The 16,538-nt window shown below is 71.4% G+C and carries 16 protein-coding genes; 14 read left to right on the top strand and 2 right to left on the bottom strand.

What is annotated here, in order from left to right:
- Positions 1 to 7: 7 nt before the first annotated feature.
- A complete protein-coding gene (locus FHG89_RS03440; protein WP_139582707.1) occupies positions 8 to 1,555 on the bottom strand; it encodes a GGDEF domain-containing protein in 1,548 nt (515 codons plus the stop codon).
- A gap of 73 nt (positions 1,556 to 1,628) precedes the next feature.
- On the opposite strand from FHG89_RS03440, the gene prmC reads away from it, so the two are divergent.
- From prmC to FHG89_RS03420, 4 genes are all read left to right on the top strand, one after another.
- Positions 1,629 to 2,576 (top strand): peptide chain release factor N(5)-glutamine methyltransferase, encoded by a 948-nt coding sequence (prmC, locus tag FHG89_RS03435; RefSeq protein WP_139582705.1) that lies wholly within the window; start codon positions 1,629 to 1,631, stop codon positions 2,574 to 2,576.
- A complete protein-coding gene (locus FHG89_RS03430) occupies positions 2,576 to 3,223 on the top strand; it encodes an L-threonylcarbamoyladenylate synthase (RefSeq protein ID WP_139582721.1) in 648 nt (215 codons plus the stop codon). Before prmC ends, FHG89_RS03430 begins: the two co-directional genes overlap by 1 nt.
- Positions 3,224 to 3,835, top strand: coding sequence for an arsenate reductase/protein-tyrosine-phosphatase family protein (locus FHG89_RS03425; protein ID WP_139582703.1), 612 nt, complete (start codon positions 3,224 to 3,226; stop codon positions 3,833 to 3,835).
- 106 nt (positions 3,836 to 3,941) lie between these two features.
- Positions 3,942 to 6,056, top strand: a complete 2,115-nt coding sequence (locus tag FHG89_RS03420; RefSeq protein WP_139582702.1) for a transglycosylase domain-containing protein — start codon at positions 3,942 to 3,944, stop codon at positions 6,054 to 6,056.
- A gap of 19 nt (positions 6,057 to 6,075) precedes the next feature.
- On the opposite strand, the gene FHG89_RS03415 is transcribed toward FHG89_RS03420, so the two are convergent.
- Positions 6,076 to 7,539: an SDR family oxidoreductase gene (locus FHG89_RS03415; RefSeq protein ID WP_139582700.1), complete on the bottom strand. Its 1,464-nt coding sequence runs from the start codon at positions 7,537 to 7,539 to the stop codon at positions 6,076 to 6,078.
- Between the two features lie 35 nt (positions 7,540 to 7,574).
- On the opposite strand from FHG89_RS03415, the gene FHG89_RS03410 reads away from it, so the two are divergent.
- The 10 genes from FHG89_RS03410 (at position 7,575) to atpD (ending at position 16,372) form a co-directional block, all read left to right on the top strand.
- Entirely contained in the window at positions 7,575 to 8,864 is a 1,290-nt protein-coding gene (locus FHG89_RS03410; RefSeq protein ID WP_208760845.1) for a serine hydroxymethyltransferase, read from the top strand.
- Positions 8,857 to 9,282 carry a hypothetical protein gene (locus FHG89_RS03405; RefSeq protein WP_139582695.1) on the top strand — a complete coding sequence of 142 codons (426 nt, stop codon included), beginning with the start codon at positions 8,857 to 8,859 and terminating at the stop codon, positions 9,280 to 9,282. The genes FHG89_RS03410 and FHG89_RS03405 overlap by 8 nt, the downstream gene beginning before the upstream one ends.
- A gap of 192 nt (positions 9,283 to 9,474) precedes the next feature.
- Positions 9,475 to 9,711: an AtpZ/AtpI family protein gene (locus FHG89_RS03400; protein ID WP_030488045.1), complete on the top strand. Its 237-nt coding sequence runs from the start codon at positions 9,475 to 9,477 to the stop codon at positions 9,709 to 9,711.
- 11 nt (positions 9,712 to 9,722) lie between these two features.
- Entirely contained in the window at positions 9,723 to 10,520 is a 798-nt protein-coding gene (gene atpB / locus FHG89_RS03395; protein WP_139582691.1) for a F0F1 ATP synthase subunit A, read from the top strand.
- Between the two features lie 66 nt (positions 10,521 to 10,586).
- Positions 10,587 to 10,820 (top strand): ATP synthase F0 subunit C, encoded by a 234-nt coding sequence (locus FHG89_RS03390; protein WP_030488047.1) that lies wholly within the window; start codon positions 10,587 to 10,589, stop codon positions 10,818 to 10,820.
- Between the two features lie 26 nt (positions 10,821 to 10,846).
- The gene (locus FHG89_RS03385; RefSeq protein ID WP_139582689.1) at positions 10,847 to 11,386 is read left to right on the top strand and encodes a F0F1 ATP synthase subunit B; all 540 of its coding nucleotides are present in this window, start codon (positions 10,847 to 10,849) and stop codon (positions 11,384 to 11,386) included.
- Positions 11,386 to 12,207, top strand: a complete 822-nt coding sequence (locus tag FHG89_RS03380; RefSeq protein WP_139582688.1) for a F0F1 ATP synthase subunit delta — start codon at positions 11,386 to 11,388, stop codon at positions 12,205 to 12,207. Before FHG89_RS03385 ends, FHG89_RS03380 begins: the two co-directional genes overlap by 1 nt.
- A 142-nt stretch (positions 12,208 to 12,349) precedes the next feature.
- Positions 12,350 to 14,002 carry a F0F1 ATP synthase subunit alpha gene (atpA, locus tag FHG89_RS03375; RefSeq protein ID WP_139582686.1) on the top strand — a complete coding sequence of 551 codons (1,653 nt, stop codon included), beginning with the start codon at positions 12,350 to 12,352 and terminating at the stop codon, positions 14,000 to 14,002.
- Positions 14,003 to 14,006: 4 nt separating this feature from the next.
- Positions 14,007 to 14,936: a F0F1 ATP synthase subunit gamma gene (locus FHG89_RS03370; protein WP_139582684.1), complete on the top strand. Its 930-nt coding sequence runs from the start codon at positions 14,007 to 14,009 to the stop codon at positions 14,934 to 14,936.
- Complete coding sequence (atpD, locus tag FHG89_RS03365) at positions 14,936 to 16,372, top strand: F0F1 ATP synthase subunit beta (RefSeq protein WP_139582683.1); 1,437 nt, start codon at positions 14,936 to 14,938, stop codon at positions 16,370 to 16,372. The genes FHG89_RS03370 and atpD overlap by 1 nt, the downstream gene beginning before the upstream one ends.
- Positions 16,373 to 16,538: the final 166 nt, after the last annotated feature.

Below are 16,538 nucleotides of genomic sequence, written 5' to 3'. Positions count from 1 at the left end.
CGGCGGGTCAGCTGGCGCGGGGCCGGGACTTGGCGCGGAGCATCTCCCGGTCGGCCACCTCGAAGGCGAGGCTGAGCGCGTCGCGTAGTCCACCGCCGCCGGAGACCTCGGCGAAGCCGATGCTCACCCCGACCGGGGTGCCCGGCACCAGCGACTCCCAGTCCTCGGCGCGCACCGCCGCCTCGATCCGCCGGGCCACCTCGGCGGCCTCGGCCATCCCGGTGTCCGGCAGCACCACGACGAACTCGTCACCGCCGTAGCGGGCCACGAAGTCGCCCCGGCGCATCACCCGGTTGATCACCCCGGCGATGCGTTGCAGGACCAGGTCGCCCGAGTGGTGCCCGTGCCGGGTGTTGACCGCCTTGAACCCGTCCAGGTCGCAGACGCCGATCACCACCCGCTCGCCGCGGGTGACCACCGCGGTGATGTACCGCTCGATTCGGCGGCGGTTCGGCAGGCCGGTGAGCGGGTCGGTAAGTGCCTCACCCTCGAACCGGGCCGCCTCGCGGCGCATCTCCTCGTGGTCGATCCGGGCGGCGATGCCGTCGATGTAGACGTCGCGCAGCCGGTCGTTGCGCTGCGCGGCCAGCCGGAACGCCAGCCGGTCGGCCCGGTGCGCGGCCACGTGATCCCCGGCGCGGGCCAGCGCGATGCTGCGCAACCGGGCCGGTTCCGCCGCGCCGAGGGTCTCGGTGGAGACCCGGATGGTGTCCAGCCGGGCCACCGCCTCGATCGGCCGGCCGGCGGCGACGGCCAGGCAGACCTGCCCGAGGTGCCGCATGTCCCGCGCCCGGGCGCTGTCACCGCCGTTCTGGAGCAGTTGCGACGGGTCGGTGTCGGCGGTCGGCTCCACCCGGTCGCCGAGCGCGGCCTGCCGGGCCGCCGCGTACCCGTACGCGGCGAGGCTGCTCGGGCGCAGCCGGTCGGCGCGACCGTTGCGCACGAACCGGGCCAGGTCGGCGGCGACGTCGCGGAGCACCCGCAGGCAGCCGTCGCTGTCGCCGTTGTGGTCCAGTGCCACGGCGTTGCGCAGCCGGATACCCGGCGCGGCGAACGTCTCCTCGGGGATTCCGGAGGTCACGCCGAGTTGCCTGGCGCGTTCTATCGCGCCCAGGGCGTACCCGTGGAAACTGAGATAGCTGTAGGCCATCGCGAGGTCGTGCCAGCCCCAGGCGGTGTCCCGGTCCGGGTCCTCCACGGCGCTCAGCGCCCGGGCGGCCTTCACCAGGTGGGTGACGCAGCGGTCCAGTGCGCCCTGGTGGTGCGCGGCGAGCGCCGCGAGCGCGTTGAGGTGCCCGTGCAGGTAGGGCTCGGCGAGGTCCCGGACCGCCGCCGACGCCTCTTCGATGGTCCGGGTGAACTCCGCCGTCCGACCGAGATTGATCAGCGCGGAGAGGCGCTGCACCATGGCGTCCGCTCGCGCCGCCGGGTCGTCGGTGGTGCGGATCACCCGCTCCAGCAGACCGTACGCCTCCGCCGAGCGGCTGGCCTCCTGCAACGCCCGGGCGTGCGTCAGGGTGTCAACCTGGTCATCGACCCGGTCGAGCCAGCCCACCCGCCGACCTCCTGTCGTGTGCGTCTCGGCGCACCCGTTCGTCACGTAGCCCGCGACGCATCATGATTATCGTGTGACCACTCTGCCGCAACACCCCTCCGAAGGGACAGGGCGGCTCCGTCCGTCCGCCGCGGTGGCCCGCGCGGCCCGGGCGCTCGCCGCCTCGGGGGTGGGCCCGGCCCGGGTGGAGGCGGAACTGCTGGCGGCGTACGTGCTGGGGGTGCCGCGCGGCCGGCTGGCGCTCGCCGACGACCTGGGCGCCGACGAGCTGGCGCGGCTCGACGAACTGGTCCGCCGGCGCGCCGGGCGGGAGCCGTTGCAGCACCTGACCGGCCGGGCCGCGTTCCGGCACCTGGAGCTGGCGGTCGGCCCGGGTGTCTTCGTGCCCCGGCCGGAGACGGAGTTGCTGGCCGGCTGGGGCGTCGAGCAGGCCCGGGGCCGACCTGACCCGCTGGTGGTGGACCTGTGCAGCGGCTCCGGCGCCATCGCGCTGGCGGTGGCGCAGGAGCTGCCGGGGGCACGCGTGGTGGCGGTGGAGCGGTCCCCGGAGGCGCTGGCGTGGCTGCGGCGCAACGCGGCGGAGCGGGCCGCGGCGGGGGACCGCCCGATCGAGGTGGTCGAGGCGGACGTGACCGCGCCGGACCTGCTGGCGGAGCTGGCCGGTCGGGTGGACGTGCTGCTCTGCAACCCGCCGTACGTGCCGGTCGAGGTGGTGGTGCCGCCCGAGGTGGCCGCGCACGACCCGGCGGAGGCGGTCTTCGGTGGCCCGGACGGCCTGGCGGTGATCCGGCCGGTGATCACCCGGGCGGCGGCGCTGCTGCGCCCGGACGGGGTGGTGGGCGTCGAGCACGACGACACGCACGGCGCGGCGGTGCCCGGCCTGTTCGTCGCGGACGGCCGGTTCACCGCCGTCGCGGAGCATCGGGACCTCACCGGCCGGCCCCGGTACGCCACCGCGTCCCGACGGGCGGACGGCCAGCACGCCCCGGGCGCGGCGGCGTGGCAGACTCACTCCTCGTGATGCTCTACGACTGCCGGTCGCCCGCCGATCGGGACCGCGGCATCGCCGCGGCCATCGAGGCGGTCAAGAACGGCGAACTGGTCGTCCTTCCGACGGACACCGTCTACGGGATCGGCGCGGACGCGTTCACCCCGTACGCGGTCAAGGCGCTGCTGGACGCGAAGGGCCGGGGTCGGCAGATGCCGCCGCCGGTGCTGATCGGGTCCCGGCACACCCTGGACGGGTTGGTCTTCTCGCTGCCCACGGCCGCGCGTGACCTGGTGGAGGCGTTCTGGCCGGGTGCGTTGACGATCGTCGTCGAGCACTCGCCGAGCCTCCAGTGGGATCTGGGCGACAAGACGGGCACGGTGGCGGTGCGGATGCCGCTGCACCCGGTGGCCCTGGAGGTGCTGCGGGAGACCGGTCCGATGGCGGTGTCGTCGGCCAACAAGACGGGTCAGCCCGCCGCGGTGACCGCCGAGGAGGCGCGGGATCAGCTCAGCTACTCGGTGCGGGCGTACCTGGAGGCCGGGCCCTGCCCGGACCCGGTGCCCAGCACGATCGTGGATCTGACCGGTGAGGTGCCGCAGTTGTTGCGGGCCGGCGCGATCCCGCTGGAGAAGCTGCGCGACGTGGTTCCGGATCTCGTCGACAGCCAGGGGGCCTGAGTGCCCCCGTTCACCGTGCTGCACGTCTGCATGGGCAACATCTGTCGGTCGCCGATGGCCGAGCGGCTGCTCGCCCTCGCGGTGCGGGAGCGGTTGGCCCGGCGTGAGCAGGACCCGGCGCGGGCGGAGGAGCTGCTGTTCAGTCACAGCGCCGGCACCGGTGGTTGGCACGCGGGCGAGGAGATGAACCCACCGGCGGCGCGGCAGGTCGTCGGGCGCGGCGGGGACGTCGAGGGCTTCACCGCGCGCAAGCTGCGTTCGGACCACATCGACGCCGCCGACCTGGTGCTGACCGCGACCGCCGACCAGCAGGAGTACGTGGTGGCGTTGCGGCCGGACGCGGCGGCCCGCACGTTCGTGCTGGGCGAGTTCGGCCGGTTGCTCGCGGCGGTGGACGCGAGCGTGTTGCCGCCGGCCGAGGCGACTCCGGAGGCGGTGTACGCCCGGGGCGTGGCCCTGGTGGCCGCGGCGCAGGACGCCCGGCTGGGTGTCTCGGCGTTGCCGACGGACGATCTGGACGACCCGTGGGGTCGCGGCGACCAGTGCTTCAGCCGGGTCGCCGACGAGATCGAGGAGACGGTCCACCCGCTGGTCGGCGCGCTGCTGCCCTGAGCGCCGTGCGAGTTTCCTCCGGGTTTGGTGAAAACCCGGGGCGAACGGGGCGTTCCGGGTCATTCTGAACGGGTCCTAGCGTGACCGGCTCCTGCGGGGAGAGCTGATGATCCGGGCCCATCTCGACAAACTGCTGACCGTGGTGATCGCCGGCGTACTGGCCGGGCTGGTGCTGGCCGTGGCCGCCCTGCCCGCGGCCCTGGTCTTCGGAATCGGCTTCAGCGCCCTGTCCACGCCCTACTCGGAGCTGCCGAACACCCTGCGGACGCCCCCCACCGCGCAGCGCTCCAACCTCTACGCCAACGACGGCACCACCCTGATCACCTCCTTCTACCAGGAGGACCGGTGGGACGTGCCGCTGCGGGAGGTGGCGCCGGTGATGCGCCAGGCGATCGTGGCCGCCGAGGACGTCCGGTTCTACCAGCACAGCGGGGTGGACCTGCGCGGTGTGGTGCGCGCCTTCACCGTGAACAAGCGCGACGGCCAGACCCGGCAGGGCGCCTCGACGCTGACCATGCAGTACGTCCGCAACGTCCTGAGCAGCGACCCCCGGCTGACCGAGCGGCAGCGTCGGGCGGCCACCGAGGTCACCACCGCCCGCAAGCTCCAGGAGATGCGGTACGCCCTGGCGATGGAGCGGGAGCTGAACAAGGAGGAGATCCTCACCCGCTACCTGAACATCGCCTACTTCGGCGCCGGCGCGTACGGCATCGCGGCGGCCAGCAAGCGCTACTTCTCCCGCAGCCCCGCCGACCTCACCCTCGCCCAGGCCGCGCTGCTGGCCGGCCTGGTCCGCTCCCCGGACAGCGACGACCCGATCAACGGGGACGCCGACAGCGCGCTGAACCGGCGGACGTACGTGCTGGAGCAGTTGGTGGAGACCGGCCAGGTGTCGGCGGAGGCGGCGGCGGCGGCCCGGGCCGAGCCGTTGCAGCTACGGCCCAGCGAAACCCCGAACGACTGCACGGGCGTGCCCGACGCGCACAACGACTGGGGGTTCTTCTGCGACTGGTTCACCGGGTGGTGGAGCGACCAGCCGGCGTTCGGGTCGACCGCCGACGAGCGGCAACGCACGCTGCGCCGGGGCGGGTTCTCCATCGTCTCCTCGCTGGACCCGGGGGTGCAGCGGGCCACCACCGAGCAGGTCCTGCGGATCTACCGGCCGACCGAGGCGCGGGCGGTGCCGACCGTGGTCGTGCAGCCCGGCACCGGCCGGGTGCTGGCGATGTCGGTGAACCGCAACTACAGCGTCGAGGACAACCCGGTCGGGCAGAAGAACCACCCGAACACGGTCAACCAGCTGGTCGCCGGCGGCGGCGCGATCGAGGGGTACCAGGGCGGGTCCACGTTCAAGCTCTTCGCCCTGCTCGCCGCGCTGGAGTCCGGGATGCCGCTGTCGACGGACTTCGTCGCGCCCACCCAGCTGCGCACCCGCTTCCCGGTGACCGGCCCGGGCAGTTGCGACGGCCGCTGGTGCCCGGCCAACGCCAGCCCTTCGTCGATGGACGGCCCGCGCACCATGTGGACCGCGTTCGGCCGCTCGGTGAACACCTACTTCGCCTGGCTCACCGAGCGGGTCGGCGCCGACCGGGTGGTGGAGATGGCCGAGCGGCTGGGCATCGTGCTGCGTGCCGACTCCGATGCCCGGCTCGCCCGGTACGGCGCGAAGGACTGGGGTCCGTTCACCCTGGGCGTGGCCGCGACGACCCCGTTGGACCTGGCCACGGCGTACGCCACGGTGGCCGCCGAGGGGACCCGGTGCGCGCCGCTGCCGGTGGTCTCGATCACCGACTCGGGTGGCCGGCCGGTCGACGCCGCCAAGCCGGACTGCCGGCAGGTGCTCGACACCGACGTGGCGCGGGCGGCGGCGGACGCGGCCCGCTGCCCGGTGGGCGACCAGTCGATGTACGGGCGGTGCGACGGCGCCACCGCGCCCGACCTGCGTTCCCGGCTGGGCCGTCCGGTGGCCGGCAAGACCGGCAGCTCGGAGCGGTACGAGACGGAGACGGTGGTGGCCTTCACCCCGCAGTTGGCGGTCGCCTCGATGGCGGCCAACCCGGACGATCCCCGCGACGCGGTCGGTCAGGCGGTGCAGGCCCGGATGGTGACCGCGGTGGGGGAGGTGCTCGGCGTCGCCCTGCGCGACCAGCCGGTCCGCGACTTCGTCCCGCCGAGCGAGCGGGCCGCGTTCCAGGTCACCGGGGCCCGCACCGGCAACTGACCCGTCCGAGGCGGGGTGGTCAGGAAGCCTGTTCGGCGTTGCGGGCGATGTTGCGGGCCATGCCGCCGAAGACCACCGCGTGGAACGGGGCCACCGAGCCCCAGTAGGCGTGGCCGGCGAGGCCGCGGGGCAGGAAGACGGCGCGTTGCTGGTAGCGGCTGCGGCCGTCGTCGGCCCGCAGTGCCCGCATCTCCAGCCAGGCCCGGCCGGGTAGCCGCATCTCGGCGCGCAGCCGCAGCAGCTCGCCGGGGACGATCTCCTCGACCCGCCAGAAGTCCAGCGCCTCGCCGACCTGGAGGTGGTGCGGGTCGCGTCGGCCCCGGCGTAGCCCGACGCCGCCGATCAGCCGGTCCAGCCAGCCGCGGATCGACCAGGCCAGGGGGAAGGAGTACCAGCCGTGTTCGCCGCCGACGCCCTCGATGACCCGCCAGAGCGCCGCCGGTGACGCGTCGACCGCCCGCTCACGGATGTCGGTGTACGCGGTGCCACCGGACCACTCCGGGTCGCTGGGGAGGGGCTCGGCGGGCGCGTCCGGGCCGCTCGCGGTCGACCAGCGGGTCTCCACCTGGGCGTCGCGTACCTTGGCCAGCGCCAGCGCCACCGCGTCGTCGAAGCCGGTCAGCCCGCCGGGCGGGTCCGGCACGTACCTGGCGATGTCGTGCTCGTGCGCGACGGCCTCGTGGATGAGGCTCTCCACCAGCGGGCGGGCGATGGCGTTCGGCACCGGCGTGATGAGGCCGACCCAGTGCGAGGAGAGCGACGGGGTGAGCGGCCGCACCGGCACGATGATCCGTCGACGCAGCCCGGCCACCCGGGCGTAGCGCTGCATCATGTCGAGGAAAGAGAGCACGTCCGGGCCGCCGATGTCGAAGCCGCGGTTGACCTCCGGCGGGAGCGCGACGCAGCCGGCCAGGTAGCGCAGCACGTCGCGGACGGCGATCGGCTGGATCCGGTTCCGCACCCAGCGCGGGGTGACCATGGCGGGCAGGCGCTCGGTGAGGTAGCGCAGCATCTCGAACGACGCCGAGCCGGACCCGATGATCACCGCGGCGCGGAGCACCGCCGTGGGGACCCCGCTGTCCAGCAGGATCCGGCCCACCTCGGCCCGGGACCGCAGGTGCGGCGAGGGGACCTCCGCGTCGGCGGCCGGCTCCGGGCCGCCCAGGTAGACGATCCGGCGTACGCCGGCCGCGCGGGCCGCCGCCGCGAAGTTGGTCGCGGCCGTCCGGTCGGCGACCTCGAAGTCGGGCCGACCCAGCGAGTGCACCAGGAAGTACGCGACGTCCACGTCGGCGAACGCGGCGGGCAGCGTCTCCGGCCGGCTCAGGTCGCCCTCGACGATCTCGGCCGCCGAGGCCCAGGGCACGTCGCGCAGCCGCACCGCCTTGCGGGCGAGGCAGCGGACGGTGTGACCGTCGGCGAGCAGCAGTGGCGTCAGTCGCCCGCCGATGTATCCGGTGGCTCCGGTGACGAGGCATCTCACGGATCCCAGTGTGCGGCCCCCTAGACTCGTTCGCTGTGGAGACCGAGACGAGCACCTTCTGGGGGCCGGATTTCGCCGAGCTCAGGGCCACCGACCCGGAGATCGCCGAGGTGGTCCTCGGCGAGCTGGACCGGCTGCGGGGCGGCCTTCAGCTGATCGCCAGCGAAAATCTGACCTCGCCGGCGGTGTTGGCCGCGCTCGGTTCGACGCTCACCAACAAGTACGCCGAGGGCTATCCGGGCCGGCGCTACTACGGCGGTTGCGCCGAGGTGGACCGGGCCGAGGAGATCGGCATCGCCCGGGCCAGGGAGCTCTTCGGGGCCGAGCACGCCAACCTCCAGCCGCACTCCGGGGCGAGCGCCAACCTGGCCGCCTACGCCGCGCTGGTGCAGCCGGGGGACACGGTGCTGGCGATGGACCTGCCGCACGGTGGGCACCTCACCCACGGCAGCCGGGTGAACTTCTCCGGCAAGTGGTTCCACCCGGTCGGCTACACGGTCCGCCCCGACACCGAGATGATCGACTACGACGAGGTACGGGACCTGGCCCGGGCGCACCGACCCAAGATGATCATCTGTGGTGCCACGGCGTACTCCCGCCTCATCGACTTCGCCCGGTTCCGGGAGATCGCCGACGAGGTCGGCGCGTACCTGATGGTGGACGCCGCGCACTTCATCGGCCTGGTCGCCGGCCGGGCGATCCCGTCGCCGGTGCCGTACGCCGACGTCGTCTGCGCCACGACCCACAAGGTGCTGCGCGGCCCGCGCGGCGGCATGATCCTGTGCCGGGAGTCGCTGGCCCAGCGGATCGACAAGGCGGTCTTCCCGTTCACCCAGGGCGGCCCGCTGATGCACGCGGTCGCCGCGAAGGCGGTCGCGCTGCGCGAGGCGGCCCAGCCGGAGTTCCAGACGTACGCCGGTCAGGTGGTCCGCAACGCGCAGGCGCTCGCGGCCGGCCTGGCCGCCGAGGGGATGCGACAGGTGTCCGGCGGCACCGACACCCATCTGGCCCTGATCGACCTGCGGGAGGTGGGCGTCACGGGCGCCGAGGCGGAGAACCGCTGCGACGCCGCGTCGATCACCCTGAACAAGAACGCCATCCCGTACGACCCGCAGCCGCCGATGGTGGCCTCCGGCATCCGGGTGGGCACGCCGAGCGTCACGACCCAGGGGATGCGGGAGGGGGAGCTGCGGCAGGTGGCCGCCCTGATCGCCCGGGCGGTACGCACCGATCCCGGTGCCCCGGGCGGCGCCGACGAGCTGGCCCGCGTCGGTGCCGAGGTGGCCGAGCTGGCCGCCGCCTTCCCGGCGTACCCCCGTGGCTGAGCCCGGGGTGGTCGAGGCCGACACCGACCGGCGGTGGCGGCTGCGGCACCTGCCGGTGCTCCTGGCCGCGTCGGTGGCGCTGGCCGCGGTCGCCGCGGTGGTGGGTGGGGCCACCGGCGGGGTGACGGCCGCTTTCGGCGCGGCGGCCGGCGTCGGCGTCACGGTGCTCAGCTACACCCTCACGACCGTGGTGCTGGCCTGGGCCGACCGGATCAACACGCAGTTGGTGCTGCCGCTCGGGCTGGGCCTGTACGCGCTGAAGTTCACCCTCCTGGGTGTGGTCATGGTGGCTGTCGCGTCGACCGGTTGGCCCGGGTTGGTCCCGCTCTGCCTCGGCATCGTCGCCGGGGTGGCAGTGTGGACAGCAGTGCACATCTGGTGGCTGACCAGGGTGCATGCCCGCCGACCGCGGAGCTGACCTGGCGATCGGTCGGTCGTCGTCCCAGCTTTCGGACGCGCGGCAATGTGTCGGCCTCCGGTCATTCTCCGACGGGCGGAAGGGGAGTAGCGTGCCCACAGACGACGCGAGCCCAGAGATGCCCACACAACGACGGTTGTGCGGGGGGTGAGGCACAGCCTCGTCTTCCCGGCTGATATCGTTCGCCCCGTCATGGCTGGTGACCAAACCCCCCGTCCCGCCGGTGAACCGGACGACATTCCGTCCGGCGCCGGTCAGGGTTGGACCGCGCTCAGCTACCTCATCGGAGGCATGCTCGTGTGGGGTTTCATCGGCTGGCTGGTTGACCAGTGGCTCGACACCGGCGGCGTCGCCACCGGGATCGGCGTCGTGCTCGGAATGGCCGGGGGCATCATCCTGGTCGTCCGCCGACTCGGCACGCCTACTTAGGAAGGGACGCGGTGTTCGGACAGGCGAACGTTCTGGCAGCGGGCCAGGCGGCATTCCCACCCACGGTGGAGGACTTCTACCTGCCCAGCATCCTGCCGTGGGGTGCCCACGACTCCTACTGGTTCACCAAGATCACGGCGATGGTCTGGATCGCGGTCGGCGTCCTGATCATCTTCTTCCTGGCGACGTACCGGAAGCCGCAGCTCGTGCCGACGAAGAAGCAGTGGCTCGCCGAGTCGATCTACGGCTTCGTGCGCAACAACATCGCCGTCGACATGATCGGCCACGCCGGTGTGCGGTTCGCCCCCTACTTCACGACGCTCTTCTGCTTCGTGCTGCTGACGAACGCGTTCGCGATCATCCCGTTCTTCCAGATCTCGCCGAACTCGCACATCGCCTTCCCGGCGATCCTCGCGATCATCAGCTACGTGCTGTTCAACTACATCGGCATCCGGCACCACGGCTTCGTCAAGTACTTCAAGAACTCGCTGATCCCGCCGGCACCCTGGTACATCCTGCCGCTGCTGATCCCGATCGAGCTCTTCTCGACCTTCATCGTCCGGCCGTTCTCGCTCGCGGTTCGTCTCTTCGCGAACATGTTCGCCGGTCACATGCTCCTGCTGGTATTCACGCTCGGCGGTTTCGCGATGCTGAGCGCCAACGCCTGGCTGGCTCCGGTCTCGGTGCTCTCCTGGGTGATGACCATCGCGCTCACCTTCCTCGAGTTCCTGGTGATCTGCCTGCAGGCATACGTCTTCACCGTCCTCACCGCCAGCTACGTGCAGGGCGCGCTCGCCGACGAGCACTGATCCACCGCACCAACCGTTGTCGTCCCGCGTGAGAGTCACGCGTGATAACCAGGAGGAACCACACCAATGGACGCTAGCGTTCTCGCCGCGGTAGAGGGCAGCACCGCCGCCATCGGCTACGGCCTCGCGGCCATCGGCCCGGGCATCGGCGTTGGCCTGGTCTTCGCCGCCTACATCCAGTCGACCGCCCGCCAGCCGGAGTCGTCCCGGATGACTCTGCCGTACGTCTGGATCGGCTTCGCCGTCATCGAGGCGCTGGCGCTGCTGGGCATCGCCTTCGGCTTCATCTGGGCCGGCTGATCCCGCCCATAGACCGGGAGGTAACCATGTACTTCCTCGCCGCTGAGGGTGGTGAGTCGACCCACAACCCGATCATCCCGCTCTGGCAGGAGATCGTGGTCGGTTCGGTCGCCTTCGCCGTGCTCTGCTTCGTGCTGATGAAGTTCGTCTTCCCCCGCATGGAGCAGACGTTCCAGGCCCGGGTCGACGCGATCGAGGGCGGCATCAAGCGCGCCGAGGCCGCCCAGGCCGAGGCGAACCAGCTGCTCGAGCAGTACCGTGCCCAGCTCGCTGAGGCCCGCACCGACGCCGCGAAGATCCGTGACGACGCGCGGGCCGACGCCGAGGGCATCCGACAGGACATCCTCGCCAAGGCGCGGGAAGAGTCCGACCGGGTCATCCAGGCCGGCAAGGATGCGCTCGCCGCCGAGCGGGCCACCATCGTGCGTGAGCTGCGTGCCGAGGTCGGCACCATCGCGGTGGACCTGGCCAGCAAGATCGTCGGTGAGTCGCTGGCCGACGAGGCGCGACGCAAGGGCACCGTCGACCGGTTCCTGAGCGGTCTCGAGAGCACGGGGGCCCGCTGATGCAGGCCGCCAGCCGGGAGTCGTACAAGGTCGCGGCCGAGCGCCTCGACGCGTACGTCCGCGGCGCGGAGCCGTCGGCGGTGACGTCCACCGCCGACGCCATCCTCTCCGTGGCGGCCCTGCTGCGGCGCGAGCCGCGGCTGCGCCGGGCGCTGTCCGAGCCGGCCCGCTCCGGCGAGGACCGGGGCGCCCTGCTCGGCGACATGCTGGGCGGTCGGATCGGCTCCGACGCACTCGACCTGCTCGTGGTCCTGGTGTCCGGCCGGTGGTCGGCACCGTCGGAGTTGCTCGACGGCGCCGAGCGCCTCGGCGTGGAGGCGCTGCTCGCCAGTGCTGACAAGGCCGGCGAGCTGGGCGAGGTCGAGGACGAGCTGTTCCGCTTCGGCCAGGTCGTGGCCGGTCAGTCGGCGCTGAGCAACGCGCTGGCCGACCCGGTCGCGCCGGTCGAGCAGCGGGCCACGCTGGCCCGCGAGCTGCTCGCCGACAAGGCCCGCCCGGTCACCGTCCGCCTCGTCGAGGCGGCGTTGGGCGGATTCGGGGGACGCTCCTTCATCGGGGCGCTCACCCGCCTGGTGGAGCTCGCGGCCGAGCGACGCGACCGGCAGGTGGCGTACGTGACCGTCGCGGCCCCGTTGAGTGACGAGGACGAGCGTCGGCTGGGTGCGAGCCTCAGCGCGATATACGGTCGAGAGGTCTCCGTCAAGCAGACGGTCGACCCCCACGTCCTGGGTGGCGTGAGCGTGCGGGTCGGCTCCGACCTGTACGACGGCACCATCCTCCGCCGCCTCAACGAGACCCGCAACGCGCTCGCGAAGCGCTGAAACGGCTTCGCCGCCCAAGGGCTGAACGGCTTCGCCGCCCAGCGCTGGGGCGGTTCGGCCGGGCAGCGCCCGGAATGACAGACGCCATTCGGACCGGTCGGTACTAGGTATCCCGGGCCCCTGAATTTTAAGGAAGCAGAGGATGGCCGAGCTGACCATCTCGACGGAGGAGATCCGCGGCGCCCTGGAGCGCTACGTCTCCTCCTACTCGTCCGACGTCTCCCGCGAGGAGGTCGGCACCGTCGCCGACACCGGCGACGGCATCGCCCACGTCGAGGGCCTGCCCTCGACCATGACCAACGAGCTCCTGGAGTTCGAGGACGGCACGCTCGGCGTGGCGTTGAACCTCGACGTCCGGGAGATCGGTGTCGTCGTCCTCGGTGACTCCGCCAAGCTGGAGGAGGGGCAGCGCGTCAAGCGCACCGAGCGGGTTCTCTCCGTTCCGGTCGGCGACGCCTTCCTCGGCCGCGTGGTCAACGCGCTCGGCCAGCCGATCGACGGCCTCGGCGACATCGCCAACGAGGGCTTCCGCGAGCTGGAGCTGCAGGCTCCGAACGTGATGTCCCGGCAGTCCGTCGACGAGCCGCTGCAGACCGGCATCAAGGCCATCGACGCGATGACCCCGATCGGTCGGGGCCAGCGGCAGCTGATCATCGGCGACCGGAAGACCGGTAAGACCACTGTCGCCCTGGACGCCATCCTCAACCAGCGGGACAACTGGCGCACCGGCGACCCGAAGAAGCAGGTCCGCTGCATCTACGTCGCCATCGGTCAGAAGGCCTCCACCATCGCCTCGATCAAGGGGCAGCTGGAGGAGGCGGGCGCGATGGAGTACACGACCATCGTCGCCTCCCCGGCGTCCGACCCGGCCGGCTTCAAGTACCTGGCCCCGTACACCGGCTCGTCCATCGGGCAGCACTGGATGTACGGCGGCAAGCACGTCCTGATCGTCTTCGACGACCTGAGCAAGCAGGCCGAGGCGTACCGGGCCGTGTCGCTGCTGCTGCGTCGCCCGCCGGGCCGTGAGGCGTACCCGGGTGACGTCTTCTACCTGCACTCCCGTCTGCTGGAGCGCTGCGCGAAGCTCTCCGACGAGCTGGGTGGCGGCTCGATGACCGGTCTGCCGATCATCGAGACGAAGGCCAACGACATCTCGGCCTTCATCCCGACCAACGTCATCTCGATCACCGACGGCCAGATCTTCCTGGAGACCGACCTGTTCAACCAGGGCGTCCGTCCGGCGATCAACGTCGGTACCTCGGTCTCCCGGGTCGGTGGCGCCGCGCAGGTGAAGCCGATGAAGAAGGTCGCCGGCTCGCTGCGGCTCAACCTCGCGCAGTACCGCGAGCTGGAGGCGTTCGCCGCCTTCGCCTCCGACCTGGACCGGGCCTCCCGGGCCCAGCTGGACCGCGGTTCGCGCCTGGTCGAGCTGCTCAAGCAGCCGAACTACTCGCCGTTCCCGGTGCAGGAGCAGGTCGTCTCGGTCTGGGCCGGCACCGAGGGCAAGCTGGACGACATCCCGGTGGGCGAGGTGCGCCGCTTCGAGTCGGAGTTCCTCCAGTACCTGCGGCACAAGCACCAGGGCATCCTGGCCGGGATCGCCGACAACCAGTGGAACGATGACATCATCAACTCCCTGGACGCCGCGATCGGCGAGTTCAAGCAGGTCTTCCTCGGCAAGGAGGACGAGCGCAAGGTCAACGACGCGCCGGCCGCCCCGCTGGAGGGTGACGAGAACCGCGAGACGGTGACCCGCTTCCGCGACGGCGCGACCGACCGCCCGGCCGAGAGCTGATCCCATGGCGGCCCAGGTACGCGTTCTTCGTCAACGGATCCGCTCGGCGAAGTCGATGAAGAAGATCACCAAGGCGATGGAGCTCGTGGCGACGAGCCGGATCGCCAAGGCCCAGGCTCGGGTGCAGGCGTCCCTGCCGTACGCCCAGGCCATCACCGGTGTGCTCACGGCGCTGGCGTCCAACGCGCGGATCGACCACCCGCTGCTCACCCCGCGCGAGCGGGTGCGGCGGGCGGGCGTCCTGTTGGTCACCAGCGACCGTGGCCTGGCCGGCGGTTACAGCTCCAACGCGATCAAAATGGCGGAGTCGCTGATCGCGCGGCTCAGGGCGGACGGCAAGGAGCCGGTTCTCTACGTCATCGGGCGTAAGGGCGTCGGGTTCTACCGGTTCCGTGACCGGCCGATGGAGGCGACTTGGACCGGGTTCAGCGAGCAGCCGTCGTTCGAGGACGCCCGCACCGTCGGTGAGACGCTGATCAAGGCGTTCACGGCCGGCGCGGACGACGTCGACGGTGGCGCCGGTGCGGATGGCGTGCTCGGCGTCGACGAGCTGCACATCGTCTACACCGAGTTCCACTCGCTGATGACGCAGACCCCGGTCACCAAGGTCATCGGTCCGATGCAGGTGGAGGACCGGCCGCGCTCCGAGGGGCTGCTGCCGGCGTACGAGTTCGAGCCGGAGGCGGAGGCACTGCTCGACGCGCTCCTGCCGAGGTACATCAACACGCGGATCTACGCGGCGTTGATCGAGTCGGCGGCGAGTGAGTCGGCGTCGCGTCGGCGGGCGATGAAGAGCGCCACCGACAACGCCGAAGACATGATCGACAAGTACACGCGTGAGATGAACTCGGCCCGGCAGGCCGGGATCACCCAGGAGATCAGCGAGATCGTCGGCGGCGCCAACGCGCTGGCCGCGTCGGGAAGTGAAGTGTGATGACTGCCCCAGTAGAGACCAAGACGGCCACGGGTCGCGTGGTCCGGGTCATCGGCCCGGTCGTCGACGCCGAGTTCCCGCGCGACGCCATGCCGGCCCTGTTCAACGCACTCAACGTGAAGGTGAACCTGTCCGGCGGTGAGAAGACGCTGACCCTGGAGGTCGCCCAGCACCTGGGTGACAACCTGGTCCGCGCCATCTCGATGCAGCCGACGGACGGCCTGGTCCGTGGCGCGGAGGTGCAGGACCGCGGCGAGCCGATCACCGTTCCGGTGGGCGACGCGGTCAAGGGCCACGTGTTCAACGCGATCGGCGAGTGCCTCAACCTCACCGAGGGCGAGACCATCCAGGCGGACGACCGGTGGGGCATCCACCGCAAGGCCCCGGCCTTCGCCGACCTGGAGCCGAAGACCGAGATGCTGGAGACCGGCATCAAGGTCATCGACCTGCTCGCCCCGTACGTCAAGGGCGGCAAGATCGGCCTGTTCGGCGGCGCGGGTGTGGGCAAGACGGTGCTCATCCAGGAGATGATCACCCGGGTTGCCCGTAACTTCGGTGGTACGTCGGTGTTCGCCGGCGTGGGTGAGCGGACCCGTGAGGGCAACGACCTCATCGCCGAGATGACCGAGTCCGGCGTCATCGACAAGACCGCGCTGGTCTACGGCCAGATGGACGAGCCGCCGGGCACCCGTCTGCGGGTGGCGCTCTCCGCGCTGACCATGGCGGAGTACTTCCGGGACGTGAAGAAGCAGGAGGTGCTGCTCTTCATCGACAACATCTTCCGCTTCACGCAGGCCGGCTCGGAGGTCTCCACCCTGCTCGGCCGCATGCCGAGCGCGGTGGGTTACCAGCCGACCCTGGCCGACGAGATGGGCGAGCTCCAGGAGCGGATCACGTCCGTCCGGGGCCAGGCCATCACCTCGATGCAGGCGATCTACGTGCCGGCGGACGACTACACCGACCCCGCCCCGGCCACCACGTTCGCCCACCTCGACGCGACCACGAACCTGGAGCGGTCGATCTCCGACAAGGGCATCTACCCGGCCGTGGACCCGCTGGCGTCCTCGTCCCGGATTCTCGCCCCGGAGTTCGTCGGCCAGGAGCACTTCCAGGTCGCCACCGAGGTGAAGCGGATCCTGCAGCGCTACCGCGACCTGCAGGACATCATCGCCATCCTCGGTATCGAGGAGCTCTCCGAGGAAGACAAGATCACCGTGCAGCGCGCGCGGCGGATCGAGCGTTTCCTCTCGCAGAACACGTACGCCGCGGAGCAGTTCACCGGCGTGCCGGGCTCGACGGTCCCGATCAAGGAGACCATCGAGGCGTTCCGCAAGATCAGCGAGGGCGAGTACGACCACTTCCCCGAGCAGGCGTTCTTCATGTGCGGCGGTCTCGAGGACCTGGAGCGTAAGGCTGAGGAGCTGATGAAGGGCTGACCAGCCCCATCGGATTCGTCACCAAAAGACTGCCCCGGCAATGCCGGGGCAGTCTTTTGTTCATCTTCGCGCCCTATCATCGTCGCGGTCCGTTACTCGTGGTCGTCGCTCTCGCGTTGGCCGCGCTACGGTCGTTCCGCGCGCTCATGTGAACGAGCGTTCATCT

This window comes from Micromonospora orduensis (assembly GCF_006228125.1).
Classification (GTDB): domain Bacteria; phylum Actinomycetota; class Actinomycetes; order Mycobacteriales; family Micromonosporaceae; genus Micromonospora; species Micromonospora orduensis.
The sequence above is the reverse complement of the archived record's forward strand: the minus strand, read 5'-3'. Positions and strand labels throughout refer to the sequence as shown.